At 62.4% G+C, this 13,604-nt stretch carries 12 protein-coding genes; 10 read left to right on the top strand and 2 right to left on the bottom strand.

Annotated elements, in window-relative coordinates; genetic code table 11:
- Positions 1 to 111 precede the first annotated feature (111 nt).
- The 10 genes from AOG28_RS09370 to AOG28_RS09325 all read left to right on the top strand — a co-directional run bounded on the left by AOG28_RS09370 (position 112) and on the right by AOG28_RS09325 (position 11,504).
- Positions 112 to 1,254 carry a DegT/DnrJ/EryC1/StrS family aminotransferase gene (locus tag AOG28_RS09370; RefSeq protein ID WP_054556247.1) on the top strand — a complete coding sequence of 381 codons (1,143 nt, stop codon included), beginning with the start codon at positions 112 to 114 and terminating at the stop codon, positions 1,252 to 1,254.
- Between the two features lie 2 nt (positions 1,255 to 1,256).
- On the top strand, positions 1,257 to 2,096 hold the full coding sequence (locus AOG28_RS09365; RefSeq protein ID WP_054556246.1) for a WbqC family protein: 840 nt from the start codon (positions 1,257 to 1,259) through the stop codon (positions 2,094 to 2,096).
- The gene (locus AOG28_RS09360; RefSeq protein WP_082388613.1) at positions 2,087 to 3,556 is read left to right on the top strand and encodes a lipopolysaccharide biosynthesis protein; all 1,470 of its coding nucleotides are present in this window, start codon (positions 2,087 to 2,089) and stop codon (positions 3,554 to 3,556) included. Before AOG28_RS09365 ends, AOG28_RS09360 begins: the two co-directional genes overlap by 10 nt.
- Positions 3,550 to 4,674 carry a glycosyltransferase family 2 protein gene (locus AOG28_RS09355; protein ID WP_082388611.1) on the top strand — a complete coding sequence of 375 codons (1,125 nt, stop codon included), beginning with the start codon at positions 3,550 to 3,552 and terminating at the stop codon, positions 4,672 to 4,674. Before AOG28_RS09360 ends, AOG28_RS09355 begins: the two co-directional genes overlap by 7 nt.
- A 142-nt stretch (positions 4,675 to 4,816) precedes the next feature.
- On the top strand, positions 4,817 to 5,806 hold the full coding sequence (locus tag AOG28_RS09350; protein ID WP_152965390.1) for a phosphoribosyltransferase family protein: 990 nt from the start codon (positions 4,817 to 4,819) through the stop codon (positions 5,804 to 5,806).
- Between the two features lie 114 nt (positions 5,807 to 5,920).
- Entirely contained in the window at positions 5,921 to 6,718 is a 798-nt protein-coding gene (locus AOG28_RS09345; RefSeq protein ID WP_054556243.1) for a glycosyltransferase family 4 protein, read from the top strand.
- Between the two features lie 8 nt (positions 6,719 to 6,726).
- On the top strand, positions 6,727 to 7,845 hold the full coding sequence (locus tag AOG28_RS09340; protein WP_054556242.1) for a hypothetical protein: 1,119 nt from the start codon (positions 6,727 to 6,729) through the stop codon (positions 7,843 to 7,845).
- A gap of 219 nt (positions 7,846 to 8,064) precedes the next feature.
- Positions 8,065 to 9,231, top strand: coding sequence for a glycosyltransferase family 4 protein (locus tag AOG28_RS09335; RefSeq protein WP_054556241.1), 1,167 nt, complete (start codon positions 8,065 to 8,067; stop codon positions 9,229 to 9,231).
- Positions 9,232 to 9,248: 17 nt separating this feature from the next.
- Positions 9,249 to 9,728 (top strand): hypothetical protein, encoded by a 480-nt coding sequence (locus tag AOG28_RS18210; RefSeq protein ID WP_152965389.1) that lies wholly within the window; start codon positions 9,249 to 9,251, stop codon positions 9,726 to 9,728.
- Positions 9,729 to 10,397: 669 nt separating this feature from the next.
- Entirely contained in the window at positions 10,398 to 11,504 is a 1,107-nt protein-coding gene (locus tag AOG28_RS09325) for a glycosyltransferase family 4 protein (RefSeq protein WP_054556239.1), read from the top strand.
- Positions 11,505 to 11,518: 14 nt separating this feature from the next.
- Here the strand turns inward: AOG28_RS09325 and AOG28_RS09320 are convergent, their stop codons facing one another.
- The gene (locus AOG28_RS09320; RefSeq protein ID WP_054556238.1) at positions 11,519 to 12,775 is read right to left on the bottom strand and encodes an NAD(P)/FAD-dependent oxidoreductase; all 1,257 of its coding nucleotides are present in this window, start codon (positions 12,773 to 12,775) and stop codon (positions 11,519 to 11,521) included.
- A 200-nt stretch (positions 12,776 to 12,975) separates the two neighbouring features.
- Positions 12,976 to 13,548, bottom strand: a complete 573-nt coding sequence (locus tag AOG28_RS09315) for a carboxymuconolactone decarboxylase family protein (protein ID WP_054556237.1) — start codon at positions 13,546 to 13,548, stop codon at positions 12,976 to 12,978.
- Positions 13,549 to 13,604: the final 56 nt, after the last annotated feature.

Below are 13,604 nucleotides of genomic sequence, written 5' to 3'. Positions count from 1 at the left end.
TGAAACGTGTACCAAGTCGCTGCCAGAGGAAGCCGGCAGCGAACGCGCTGCACCGGCACTCGTCTGCTGTCAGAGCCAACCTTCATCTGATGTACGAAAGGAGTCGATATCATGATTACGGTGACGCGTCCCTACTTCCCGGAACGGGAGAATTTCGACCGCTATGTGGATTCCATCTTCGAGGGGCGCTGGTTGACCAACCACGGCCCGCTCGAGCAGGAGCTCACTCGGCGCCTGGAAACCTACCTGGGCGTCGAGAACCTGCTGCTGGTCAGCAATGGCACCCTGGCGCTGCAGATCGCCTATCGCGCGCTGGGCATCGCCCAGATGCCGGGCCAGTACGAATCGGCGGAGGTCATCACCACGCCCTTCACCTTCATCGCCACCGCCAGCAGCCTGAAGTGGGAGGGCATGCAGCCGGTATTCACGGATATTGACCCCGACACCCTGTGTCTGGACCCGGCACGCATCGAGTCGGCCATCACGCCACGCACCCGTGCCATCGTGCCGGTGCACGTGTTCGGCAATGCCTGTGATGTCGAGGCCATCGATGCGCTGGGCGAGGCGCATGATCTGAAGGTCATCTATGACGGTGCCCACGCCTTCGGCGTGACCTATCGCGGCAACAGCCTGCTGTCACATGGCGATGCCAGCACTCTGAGCTTCCACGCCACCAAGCTGTTCCACAGCATCGAAGGCGGCGCGATCATCTTCAAGCGCAAGGAAGACCTGGAACGCGCCCGCAAGTTGATCAACTTCGGCATCACCGGCCCGGAGTGCATCGAGGAACTGGGCATCAACGCCAAGATGAATGAGTTCCAGGCGGCGATGGGGCTGTGCGTGCTGGATGAGATCGAAGGCAATCTGGAGAGCCGGGCGCTGGTCTGGCATGCCTATGCCCAGGCGCTGCGCGGCAATGTCCAGCTGCAGACTCGCCAGACCGGCGCCAGCCTGAATTACGCCTACTTCCCGATCATTCTCGAAAGCGAAAGCATGCTGCTCGAGGTGATGCAGCGTCTGCAGCAGGAAGGCTATCTGGCACGACGTTACTTCTGCCCGTCGCTGGAATCGCTGTCCTTCCTCGGGCGGCCCGCCGCCGAATTGCAGGACGAGGATGTCATCACCCCGCAGATCGTGCATTCCACTGATATCGCCAGTCGTATCCTGTGTCTGCCGCTCTACTCGGGGCTTGAGGTCAGCGAGATCCTCGGGGCGGTGCGCATCATCGTCAATCGCCACGTCAAGGCCGCCTGATCATGAACATCGCGATCATGCAGCCCTATCTGTTCCCGCATATCGGCTATTTCCAGCTGATGCATGCCTGTGACGAGTTTCTCGTCTATGACGATGTCGCCTTCATTCCGCGTGGATATATCCATCGCAACAATGTGCTGCTGGGCGGCAAGGCGCATCGCTTCACGCTGTCGGTACCCAAGGCATCGCCCAACCGCTTGATCAGCGAACTCGTCTTCGGCCCGACACCGGACAGCCTGCTGACCACGCTGCATCACGCTTATGCCAAGGCGCCGTATTACGCACAGGTCATGCCGCTGCTGCAGGCGGTGTTCCAGCATGAAGATCGCCGCATCGGGGCGCTGTGCAAGTACAGCTTCGAGCGGGTGTGTGACTACTTGGGGCTGGAGTGTCGCTTTCTGCTCACCAGTGAGCTTGAGCACGATCGCAGTCTCAAGGCCCAGGACCGTCTGATCGAGATGTCACTGATGCGCGGGGCCGAGGGTTACATCAACAGCATCGGTGGCCGCAAGCTCTACCAGGCGGCGCCCTTTGCGGCCAATGGCATCACGCTGTCATTCCTCGCCAGCCAGCCGAGTGACTACTGCCAGACACCGCTTGATTCGCGTCGCTTGGGGCGTCAGGCGGAGTTCGTCGCCGGCCTGTCGATCATCGATATGCTGATGTGGTGCTCACCGGGCGAGGTGCGCGACAGACTCGCCGAGTACCAGCTGCTGCCGGAAGACCTGGAGCTGCTGCGCGCCGCGGGCAATGTTGCGGGTGACACGGCGCCTGTGCCGGGGCCGCTGGCGCGCGATGTCTCCCCCCACTCGCAACAGGGGGGCCACGCCTCGTGTCACTGAGCAACAAGACCGCCATCGGCATTCTGTGGAATTTCTCCGATCAGCTATTGCGGCGTGGCATGGCCAGTCTGGTCACGCTGCTGCTGGCGCGGCTGCTGGTGCCGGAAGATTTCGGGTTGCTGGCGATGGTGCTGGTCTTTCTGACCATCGCCTCGGCCATGATGGATTCGGGTCTTCAGCAAGCCATTCTGCGCATGCCGACCCTCGGGCCGCGTGATGCCAGCACCGCCTTCTTCAGCAATATCGCCTTCGGGGTGCTGGCCTACGGCCTGCTGTATGCAAGCGCCCCCCTGATCGCCGACTTCTATGCCGAGCCACGCCTGATCGTGCTGGTGCGTATCGGCGGCATCGTGGTGCTGATCAATTCCTTCGAGGTCATTCAGGGCGCGATGCTCAACCGTGCGCTGGATTTTCGTACGCGCATGAAGGCTGGCATTCCCGGCAGCGTGGTGTCGGGCGGGGTGGCAGTGCTGCTGGGCTGGCTGGGCTTCGGGGTCTGGGCACTGGTGGGGCAGATGTTGACGGCGGCGCTGGTCACTACCGCCCTGATGTGGTGGTGGGGAAGCTGGCGGCCGCGGCTGGAATTCGACGTGGTGTCGTTCAAGGCGATGTTCCGCTTCGGCTACAAGATGTTCCTGTCACGCATGCTGGATGTGCTGTTCGTCAATCTCTATGTGCTGCTGATCGCCAAGCTGTTCTCCGCTTCGGTGGCGGGGTTGTTCTTCTTCGCCGAGCGTCTCAAGGAGCTGGTGATCAATCAGCTGGTGACGGCGGTGCAGAACGTGACCTTCCCGGCGCTGGCGAGCATCCAGGAGGATCCGGTACGCCTCAAGAGTGCCTATCGTCAGATCCTGCAGGTCATGGTCTATCTGCTGTTCCCGGCGATGCTGTTGCTGGCGGCGCTGGCCGAGCCGCTGTTCCTGACGCTGTTGCCCGAGCGGTGGCTGGCGGCGGTGCCTTATCTGCAGCTGATGTGTATCGCAGCCGTCATGTATCCCCTGAGCACGCTCAATCTCAATGTGCTCAAGGTCAAGGGGCGCTCGGACCTGTTTCTCGGGCTCGAGATCGTCAAGAAGGTATTGATCTGTGCGGTGCTGGCGGTGACCTGGCGCCATGGCGTGATGGCGATCCTGATCGGGCAGATCGTGGTGGCGGTGGTGTCCTACATCCCCAATGCCTGGTTCTCGCGGGAGTTGATCAACTACAGCATCCGCGAGCAGCTGGCCGACTTCCTGCCGGCTCTGCTGCTGGCCACTGCGGTGGCGGGCACGACCTGGTGGGCCGTGCCTGCGCTGTTGGCCATCTGGCCGACGCCGGTGGTGCTGGTGGTATCAGGCCTGCTGGCTGGGGCGGCCTATCTGTTGCTGTCCTGCTGGCTGCGCTTCGCGGCCTGGCAGTACGGCGCCGGCTGGATCCAGGAGCGTCTTTCACAACGGAAAGTGGGGAATACTGCATGTTAGAACTGAGTTATGCCCGGGCGCTCGCGACGCCCCTCATGGATGGTACACCGCAGTCTGGCCCCTTGCCTGTGCCGCCGGCGCCCGCCGAGGAAGCCGCCATCATGGCCGAGTGGGAGGGTGATCTCAGCGCCCCGCGCGTCTCGGTGATGTGCTTCGCCTTCAATCATGGCGACTACATTCGCATGGCGCTGGATGGCTTTCTGATGCAGCGCACGCGTTTTCCGTTCGAGATCGTCGTGCATGACGATGTCTCGACGGATGGCACGCGGGAAATCATCGAGGAATATGCGGCCCGTTACCCGAACATCGTGCGGCCGATCCTGCAGGACGTGAACCAGTACTCGCAGCATATCTGGCCGATCACCTTCTGCATGCCGGTGATGCGTGGCGACATCATTGCCTATTGCGAGGGCGATGATTACTGGATCAAACCCGACAAGCTGGCCCGTCAGGTCGCCTTGTTCGACGCCAATCCCGAGGCGACGGTCTGCTTCCATCCGGCGCTGGAGTTCAATGAAGCCACCGGCGAGCATTCGCTCATCTGCCGCTATGCCGATAGCGTGAAGAAGATCTCTGCCGAGGCGGTGATCGGGCTGCGCGGCGCCTCCATTCCGTCACCGGCCTTCAGCTTCCGACGCGTCGATGCCACCGTCGACGCGATGATGGCGTCCTATCGCGGCGCCCCGATCATGGACTTCTTCCTGCAGTCCTACATGGCACTGCAAGGCGAGACTCTCTATTACGAAGATGCTGCCTGTGTCTATCGCCGCAATGCCAAGGGTTCCTGGACATCGCAGCAGCAGGAAAGCGAGGCCGAACAGCGCTATCAGCGCGACATGATCTCGGCCATCGACGTCTTTCATGCCAATACCCGGCATATGCCGCATTCCGACAGCCTGTATATCCCGCTCTATCACTACTTCAAGCAGTACGTGATGGCGCCCGCGAGCCCCATGCAGCGCCTGGCCAACTTCCGCCAGGGGGTCGCGCTGCTCTCGCACATGGACCGCAGTCGGCTGCTGCGCCTCGTGCGTCAGGATGTGATGACCAGGTTGATAGGCACTCGTCGCCGTCGTGTGACATCCGACAGCGCAGTGCAGAAGCGTAAAAGCGCCTGAATGCCCCCGGTTATCGGGGGATGAGGGCGAGAGAAGCGTTTGATGACAGGACGTCGTCAATGACATCAAAAAAGCGCTGCAACACACAAAAGCGCGAAGGATATCGGCCTTGGGCCGTCGTGAGTCGCAAGGGGACCGCAACATGAATTATCGCAGTTACGCCGACCTGAGTTCGGATATCGCCAGACAGTTGTCGCGCCTGCAGGCCGGGAATTTCGATCTGATCGTCGGAATCCCGCGCAGTGGAATGGTGCCGGCCTACATGATCAGCGCCATGCTCAATCGGGCCTGCACGGATCTCGACACCTTCATCGCCAACGGCTCGCCCGGCAAGGGAATGACGCGCAAGGTCCGGGGGGCGGCGCAGAGCGCCTGGGAAAATCAGCGTGTGCTGCTGGTCGACGACAGTTTCAACAGTGGAGCCTCGCTCAAGGCCTCCCTGGCGCGCATTCCGCAAGAATGCCCCTGTGACATCACCACCTGCGTCATCTATGCCAACCCGGCACCGGTGGTGGGGGTGGACATGTATCTGGTCGAACTGGAGCACCCGCGTGCCTTCCAGTGGAATCTGTTCCATCACCCGGCGCTGGCCGATAGCTGCCTGGATATCGATGGCGTGCTGTGCCTCGACCCGACGCCTGAGCAGAACGATGACGGCCCGCGCTATCGCGACTTCCTGACCAACGCGGCACCTCTGCATATCCCGACCTACCGGGTGCACTCACTGGTCACCAACCGGCTGGAAAAATATCGTCCCGAGACGACCGCCTGGCTGGCCCGGCACGGTGTCGAGTATGACAACCTGATCATGCTCGACCTGCCCAGCAAGGAAGAGCGGCTGCGTCAGAATCGCCATTCAAGTCACAAGGCGGATTACTACCGTGACTCCGGCTGTCGCCTGTTCATCGAAAGCGAGGTGGGGCAGGCCACCAACATCACGCGCATGACCGGCAGGCCCGTCTATTGCGTGGACGCCCACCAGATGATGACCCCCGAGTGGGCCTCGATGTCAGCGCAGAAGAAGGGCCAGGTGCTGGTGTGCACGTTCAAGCGCATGGCGCGCCGGGTCGTGACCTGGTTGCCGGCGCCGCTGGCCCGCCAGGCGCGCAGTGTCTATCAGCGCCTGGCCTGAATGCACCGAAGGAAGTGGGGCTGACGATGCCCGCCATGCGCAGATGGCATGGCGGGCATCGTGAATTGACTCGATCAAGCCTGGCTCAAGGCAAACACTGGCGAAGGAGTGGCAATGAAGACGCATCGGATGGCGCTTTTGGTCGTGGCACGGCAGATGACCCTCGAGACTCGCCAGATGCTGGCGTTGGCGGCGGGGCTGACGCGCCTGGGTCACGAGGTGGACCTCATCGTGTCCCAGGCCCATGAGGAGTTGATCGAAGGTCTGGCACATGGGGTGCGACTGGTAGAGCTGGGCGTGCACACTGAGTTGACAGGTGTTCTGGCCCTGACGCGCTATCTGGCGCGCCATCGTCCGTGTGTCCTGTTGTCCAGCGGTCTGGAAGCCAACCTCAATGCGCTCAAGGCGCGCCGTCTGGATCGTTGGCGCGTGCCGGTGATTGCGCACCATGCCGTGACACCGGCCAGTGAACTGGTGGCGGCGGGCAGCAAGGCGCGGGGCCTGAGGCGCCGGATGGCGCTCAAGTATCCGCATGCGGCACTGGTGCTGGTCGAAAGCGATGAAGCCGGCTGCCAGGCACGCCACGAGGGCGGGATCGAGGCAGCGCGCGTCGTGACGTTGCCGTTGGCCCCTGATGAGGAGACGGGCGCGCTGAGCGAGCATCAATTGATGCAGTGCCTGTCGTTGATGCTGTCGGCAGCTGAGGCCGAGGGCGCGTCACCCTTCTCGTCCCAAGGCTGGCAGGTCAGCAGTGGGGGTGCTGCGGCTGGCCTCGCGCAGTCCTCGCCGTCCCTCGATACCTCTGGCGTGGTGAGTCGGCAGGCCACCAGCGCTGATACCGGCGCGTCTGCGCCCCTCATGTCATCCGCCAGTCTGCAGGCCGAACTGGCCAACAGCGGCGCACGAGAATAAGTCTTTCCATGGAACACATTCTGCTCGACCTGCCCAACCTGCTCGTCTGTCTGGTACTGGTGATGGTGGGCTTTCTGCGTGGTTGGGTGACGCGCAATGTCTCGATCATCCTGAGTCTGAGCAGTGCGGTGCCGTACCTGTTGAACAATGTGCTGTTCGATGCCGAGTACATGCCGGACCAGTTCCGCTACTGGGAGCAGGTATTGGCCATGCGCAGCATGGACTGGGGAGCGATGGACCACTCCCTGACCGTCTCGGTCTCGTCGGGATTTCTGGCGCTGTTGCCGTTGCCGCTGGCGGAAACCATCACCAGCCTGGGCTTCTTCAACAAGTTCCTCTATATCGGCGCGCTGATGGTGCTGATTCGCCGCGGCATCATCTCCCACGCGGTACTGCTGTTCGTGCTGTGCTACCCGAGCCTGGTGCTCTACAGCTCACTGAGCCTGCGTGACACCCTGGTCACCGGCTTCATGCTCGGCAGCTTCCTGCTGGCCATCGAACGTCGGCCGATGTGGGCGCTGATCTTCCTGTTGCCGTTATGGATCATCAAGTTCCAGAACGCTCTGATCATGCTGATCTTCCTCGGCATCTACCTCCTCTACGACGTCAGCCGTCAGGGCCTGTCGACCAAGCGATTCTGCTGGTTGCTGGTCGGGCTGGCCGCCAGTGTGCTGGTCATCTATCCGCTGGCGGTGGACCAGATCAACTTCTTCCGCGCGGCCATGTATCTGGAGGATGGCGGCAAGATCGAGGATGTGGAGGTCATTCAGGGCTTCGGAGACTTCGTGGTGACGGGAATCCAGGGCGCGCTCTATTTCCTGATCAAGCCATTGCCCTGGGAAGCCGCCAATGCGCTGCAGTTGATCCAGTCGGGAGAGAACCTGCTGGTGGTCGCCTTCCTTGTCTGGCTGACCCTCAAGTGCTGGCAGGTCCAGCGTGAGAAGACGCTCTTCTGGCTGCTGTATCTGATCGGCGCCTTCACCATCTATGGACTGGTCGTCTTCAACTACGGCACCGCGGTGCGCTATCGCTTCCCGTTCCTGGTCATCTATGTGGTGTGCATGGCGCATGACACAGGGCTGGTGCGGCTGTGGCAGCAGCAACGCCGGCCTGCGTTGCTGGACTGAGCTGCTGGACTGAGCTGCTGGAACGAGTTGCTGGACTGGGTTGCTGGAGCGAGCTGCCGGCCCGAGCCACGACGCCTTTCCTTTCGCGCTGGTGTCGCTTCTCGATCGTTTCTCTTGTCGATGGCTCCCCTTATTCAAGGTTTCTCTCCCGGATGCTTCCGGTCGCGCGGGCTCATGCTCGCGCATGTTCTTCTTCGCATGACACGCAAGGAATGCCCCATGCCAACACGTGACGCACAGCCCTCCACGGTGGTGCTGGTCTCCAACTCGTCGTTCTTTCTCTACAACTTCCATCGCGGCGTCATCGAAGGGCTGCGTGACTCGGGCTATCGCGTGGTGTGCCTTGCGCCCACCGATGCGCATAGCGAGTACCTGGTGGACGAGCTCAGGGTCGAGCATCGTGCGCTGGGCATGGAAGGCAAGGGCACCTCGCTGATCGGTGAGGGCAAGAGTCTGCTGGCGCTGCTGGGGACATTGCTGAAACTCAAGCCACGCTATGTTCTCAACTTCACCATCAAGGCCAATGTCTATTCGGGACTGGCCTGTCGGCTGCTCAAGATTCCCTATACCAACAACGTCTCGGGGTTGGGCACCGCCTTCATACACGACAGCTGGCTGTTTCGTCGGGTACGGGCGCTGTATGGCTTCGCCAACCGTGGCGCGCGTTGCGTGTTCTTCGAGAACCGCGATGACCAACGCCTGTTCATGCGCCTCGGGCTGCAGAAGTCCACGCCGTCTGTCGTGCTGCCCGGCGCCGGTATCGACCCGCAACGCTTCGCCTTTGCGCCGCAGCCGCAGACGCCACCGCTGACCTTCGTGATGGTCGCACGCCTGATCGGCGACAAGGGGGTGCGGGAATACGTGACGGCGGCCGAGCGTCTGCATGAGCGTTATCCGCAGGCACGCTTCTGGTTGATCGGCCCGTCGGGAATCAGCAATCGCACCGCGATCAGCGATGAGGAAATCGCTGCCTGGCGCGAGCGCGGCATATTGCACTACCTGGGTGAACAGCGGGATGTACGCCCCTTCCTGGCCGAGGCCAATGTGCTGGTGCTGCCGTCATACCGGGAAGGCATGCCGCGCACGGTACTGGAAGCGGCTTCGATGGGGCGTCCGGCGATCGTCAGTGATGTGCCGGGCTGTCGCAGCTCGGTCAATCCCGGCGTCACGGGCTGGCTGTGCGAAGCGGCCAATGTCGAGTCTCTTGAGCAGCAGATGCAGGGCTGTCTGGACATGACGCATGCGGCGTTGATGGAGGCGGGGCAGGCGGCACGCGTGCGTATCGAACGTGAATTTGATCAGCAGATCGTGGTGCGTGCCTATCTGGGCTGTCTGCAGCACACACTGGATATCGAGTTGCGTAAGTCAGTACTCGCTACCGCCTGAGGCGGGACGCTAACATATTGACACCGTTGGATTTTCGTCAGGAAGATGAAGAAAATCGTTCTCGACAGTTGGGCAAATATCAGGAACTGCTGCTGGATTTAACGCGCATAATGGCCCCGCGAGTGAGAGTGACAGGCGCCTGCCTGGAGAGCTCAATCGGTCGGGACAGTGCTTCTTCTGGCAATGACACAGCGCGTGTCGCTGAACAGGCCGTCTCGCTGGAACGCGATCGATCGTTATCAAAGGGAAGGATGCCCGTGAACACCATCAACAGAGAGCAGAATGTCGTCATGAGTGGATATCGTTTCTGCGCCCAATGCGGGGGCGCCAGCGTACATCGCGTAAAACGCCATTGGTGGCAGCGACTGGCCGGCAAGGCGCCGCTCTATCACTGTGAAGACTGCGGCATCATCCATCGCGTCTCGACTGAAGCCATCACTGCCAGCCGGACGAGCCAGCAGGACGCTGAGTCGTCGCGCCCGATGGCTGGCCGCTGATCCTGTCTTCAGGTGCCAGCATTGAGCTATTGAGCTATTGAGCTGAGCCTGGCGCGCCGGCATTGGATTTATCTTTTCATCCCCCATGCCACGGCGCGCGTTATAGGTCCGCCTTGACTCAGTGCGAAGCGTGCCTCTCAAAAGGCGGGATCGGCAAGACGCGTTGAGCTGGCATCTCGCATGATGCCTGGCAGTGTTCGTTCAGCGCTCAGGCCGCTTGCCACTCTTGCTTTTCGAACTCGCTTTTCGAGCTCGGTTTCCGTACTAGCTCCCCGTGCCCGCTTACCGCGCACGCTCCTCTTGTCGTGTTGTCCTGCTGACGCGCTGTCCTGCTGGCGCGTTTTCTTTCTAAACGTGCTGTCTTGCTGACGTACCGTCTTTCCAAAAAATGCCTGAGGCATTTTTCTTCATGAAGCGGTCAAGACGTGGTGACCGCCGGTCGCCTTGCTATCAGCCGTTTTGCGCAACCGTTCCTGCGCTAGCATTCTGCATTAGCGTTCTGCACTAGATCGCACCGCTTCATGTCATACCCCCTATCTCCCGCCATCGACCCTCGTCGGTGGCGGGTTTTTTCTGCGCCGCAGTTGAGCATTTCGATCAAGCAAGGCGTTATCGCGCCTGCTGACGGGTGCCTCGCGGCGAGCATTTCCCTGTGGAGCGCATGAGCCAATGAAGATTCTGTTTGTCGTCGGTAATCTTTCCAGCGACGGAGGCACGGAACGTGTCACATGCGAAATCGCCAGCGGACTGGCGCGCTCGGGTCATGAGGTGATGATTGCGAGTCTGTTCGGGCCAGCGACCAGCTCGTTTGCCCTGGAGGACAGCATCACGACCTGTTGCCTGAATCTGAAGGAAGCCAGAGGCGGGGCCCGACGTTCGCTGGGCATCAGTTCGGCGCTGCTGACCAAGGTCCGCCATCAACAGGCCGATGTGGTGGTGCTGGTGGATTCGATCCTGTTCGCCTTCTGTGCGCCGTGGGCCCCGTTCCAGCGCGCCCGGATCATCTGCTGGGAGCATTTCAATCTCGCCACCGATCATGGTTCACGCCTGCGTTCGGTGGGGCGCTCGACCGCCGTGCGCCTGGCCGACGCCATCGTGGTGCTCACCGAGCGGGATGCCGAGGCCTGGCGAGCGCGCTATCGCATCCGCGACAAGGTCGGCGCGATCTGGAATCCGGTGCCGCACTTCCCCAAGCCCTGCGAAGAGGACGCAGCGTCGCGTACCGTGCTTGCCGTCGGGCGCCTGACGGAGCAGAAGGGCTTCGATGTGCTGTTGAACGCCTGGCACAAGGTCGTGTCGGTCCACCCTGACTGGCGGCTGCGCATCGTCGGCTGGGGTGAGGATGAAAATGACCTCAAGGCCCAGGCCTGGACATTGGGCCTGAGTGACAGCGTCGTCTTCGTGGGCCGCACCTCACAGGTGGAAAAGGAGTATCAGCGGGCAGCGCTGTACGTGATGAGCTCACGCTGGGAGGGACTGCCGATGACCCTGCTGGAAGCGCAATCCTTCGGCTTGCCGGTGGTCTCGACAGACTGTGAGACCGGGCCTGCCGAAATCCTGGCCGGCGGCAGCGGCGTGCTGGTGGATGTCGAGGACGATGAGGCGCTGGCGCGCGAGATCCGTGATCTGATCACGGATGAAGCCCGCCGCAGCGAGATGTCCCTGCTGGCGCGCGACAATGCCGCGCGCTTCGATGCGGACACCCTGTGCGGCGAGTGGCAGTTGTTGTTGGAGCGCCTGACCTCCGGGCGGCCCCGCATCGCGGATGCCTCGTGAATCCTCCCAGAGTGTCAAAATCGAGCCGCAGAGCAGGGCGTGATCCACTCTGGTGAGCCTTTGGCTAAACATTCGCTGACCAGACGCCCAGTCACGCCTGCCAGTGTCACCCCGATATGCTGATGGCCAAAGGCATGGATCACGCGTGGCTCATTGGGTGACGGGCCGATCACCGGCACGGAATCGGGCAGGGTGGGGCGAAAGCCCAGCCAGCGGCGGGCTACCGGGGCGTCAATGCCCAGGATCTTGCGCACCCGGCTTTCCAGATAGTCGAAACGGGCCGGGTTGGCCGGCCCCGCAAGCGAGCTCAGCTCCACGGTGCCGGCCACGCGCAGGCGCGCACCCTCGGCACTGTGCAGTGGCGTCATGTAGAAGGCGCTTTCCACCGGGCAGGTCGGGCGGTTGAGCGGCGAGTGATCGAGATCGAATTCGATGTGATAGCCACGCTCGGTATCCAGCGGAATCCGGTCGCCGATCGGGCGGGCCAGCTGTGCCGACCAGGCCCCGGCCGCCAGTACCACGCGGTCCGCCATGAGTCGCCGGCCATCGGCGTACTCCAGCAGCATGCCGGAGGCCCGACGGCTCAGGCGGGTGACCTCGGCGATGACGATTCGGCCCTCTTCGCGCAGTGGGGTGGCCAGGGTGTCGATGAACACCTGCGGGTCATCGAGGTGACAGGAGGAGGGGAACAGCACGCCGCCCGCGGTGTGGCCTTCCATGGCCGGTTCCAGCGCGATCAGCTCGTCCGCCGTCAGCACCTGCTGGTGGATGCCGAGCTGGTCGCGCAGTCGGATATCGCCCTGTGCGGCCTGCAGGTTCTCGGCCTTGCCGTAGGCATACAGACAGCCCTTGCGCTGAATCATCGCGGCGGCGGCGGGGGCATCGTCCAGCAGCGGCTGGTAGTCCGTGTAGGTATGGCTGAGCAGCTGGGCCAGCATCTCGCTGTTGGCGCGAAAGCGAGTGGCGTTGCACTGGACCATGAAGCGCATCAGCCAGGGCGAGAGTCTCGGCAGGCACTTCCAGTCGATGACGAAGGGGGAGTCAGGTGACAGTAGCAGCGAGGGCATGCTGCGCCAGATCTCGGGGCGAGCGATGGGCAGGCAGCCATAATCCGCCAGGGTACTGGCATTGCCGAAGGAGGTGCCGCTGGCGATGCCCTCGCGCTCGATCATCGTCACCTCGTGGCCGCTGCGCCGCAGCCACAGGGCGCAGGCGACACCGACGGCGCCCGCGCCGATCACGGCCACTTCCGTGTGTTCGCTATCACTCATTGATCGCTCACCTTGTGGTCATCTTGTTGTTATCGAGGTGTTCGCGCCGCAATGACGCACGCCCCGGGGGGGCCGGGGCGCAGCAGAGGACCTTTCGAGCATGCCTCGCGCGCGACAGCTCGGCAAGCGCGCTGTCACCGGGCGTGTCGTTCTCAAGCGTTCCGGGCGTGGCGCAATCCAGGCCCTCCAAGACACGCGTTTCAAGATCGGCTCGGCTCCTCGAAGGGCAGCGGGATGTCATCACCACGCCGGACGGCGAAGACATTCAGCGTCATCGCCACCAGGGCGTAATAGCCCAGCACCCCGACCAGCTCCACCACCACGGTTTCGCCGAACATCGCGACGGCCTCGCCGTACAGGCCATCATCGACGCGCCGCTCGGCGTAGAGCGCGCGGGTGATGCGATAGATCAGCCGCTCATCGTCTTGTTCAAACGCGGGTTCACGCTCCTCGCGCAGCGCCGTGATGATCTCGGGCGCGAGGCCGGCCTGCTCGGCGATCGGCGCGTGAATCTGCCATTCAGCCTGGGATTTCCACCACACCGCCGTGGTGAGAATCGCCAGCTCGCTGAGGCGCAGCTCAAGGCCGGTGGCGTAGCGGCAGAAGGCACCGAGGCGCTGGGCATGATTGGCAAGCTCGGGGCTGTGGATCCAGGCCAGGAAAGGGCCGTCCAGATTGCCGCGCGGGCCGCTGAGAATCTCGGCCAGTACCTCGCGCTGAGCCGTGCTCATGCTGGCGTCATCCAGTTCGGTCAGGCGCGATGTGATCGCCATGAAAGTCACTCCATTCAAATCCATTCAAAGATCGTGGGGTAGGCAATGTGCCTTCA

Source organism: Cobetia sp. UCD-24C (assembly GCF_001306765.1).
GTDB classification, from domain to species: domain Bacteria; phylum Pseudomonadota; class Gammaproteobacteria; order Pseudomonadales; family Halomonadaceae; genus Cobetia; species Cobetia amphilecti.
The sequence above is the reverse complement of the archived record's forward strand: the minus strand, read 5'-3'. Positions and strand labels throughout refer to the sequence as shown.

Excerpts from the sequence above, each read along its gene's own strand:
- AOG28_RS09345 (WP_054556243.1), top strand. The coding sequence starts at position 5,921 with ATGAAGACGCATCGGATGGCGCTTTTGGTCGTGGCACGGCAGATGACC.
- AOG28_RS09350 (WP_152965390.1), top strand. The coding sequence starts at position 4,817 with ATGAATTATCGCAGTTACGCCGACCTGAGTTCGGATATCGCCAGACAG.
- AOG28_RS09365 (WP_054556246.1), top strand. The coding sequence starts at position 1,257 with ATGAACATCGCGATCATGCAGCCCTATCTGTTCCCGCATATCGGCTAT.
- AOG28_RS09370 (WP_054556247.1), top strand. The coding sequence starts at position 112 with ATGATTACGGTGACGCGTCCCTACTTCCCGGAACGGGAGAATTTCGAC.
- AOG28_RS09340 (WP_054556242.1), top strand. The coding sequence starts at position 6,727 with ATGGAACACATTCTGCTCGACCTGCCCAACCTGCTCGTCTGTCTGGTA.
- AOG28_RS09315 (WP_054556237.1), bottom strand. The coding sequence starts at position 13,548 with ATGGCGATCACATCGCGCCTGACCGAACTGGATGACGCCAGCATGAGC.
- AOG28_RS09335 (WP_054556241.1), top strand. The coding sequence starts at position 8,065 with ATGCCAACACGTGACGCACAGCCCTCCACGGTGGTGCTGGTCTCCAAC.
- AOG28_RS09325 (WP_054556239.1), top strand. The coding sequence starts at position 10,398 with ATGAAGATTCTGTTTGTCGTCGGTAATCTTTCCAGCGACGGAGGCACG.
- AOG28_RS09320 (WP_054556238.1), bottom strand. The coding sequence starts at position 12,775 with ATGAGTGATAGCGAACACACGGAAGTGGCCGTGATCGGCGCGGGCGCC.
- AOG28_RS09355 (WP_082388611.1), top strand. The coding sequence starts at position 3,550 with ATGTTAGAACTGAGTTATGCCCGGGCGCTCGCGACGCCCCTCATGGAT.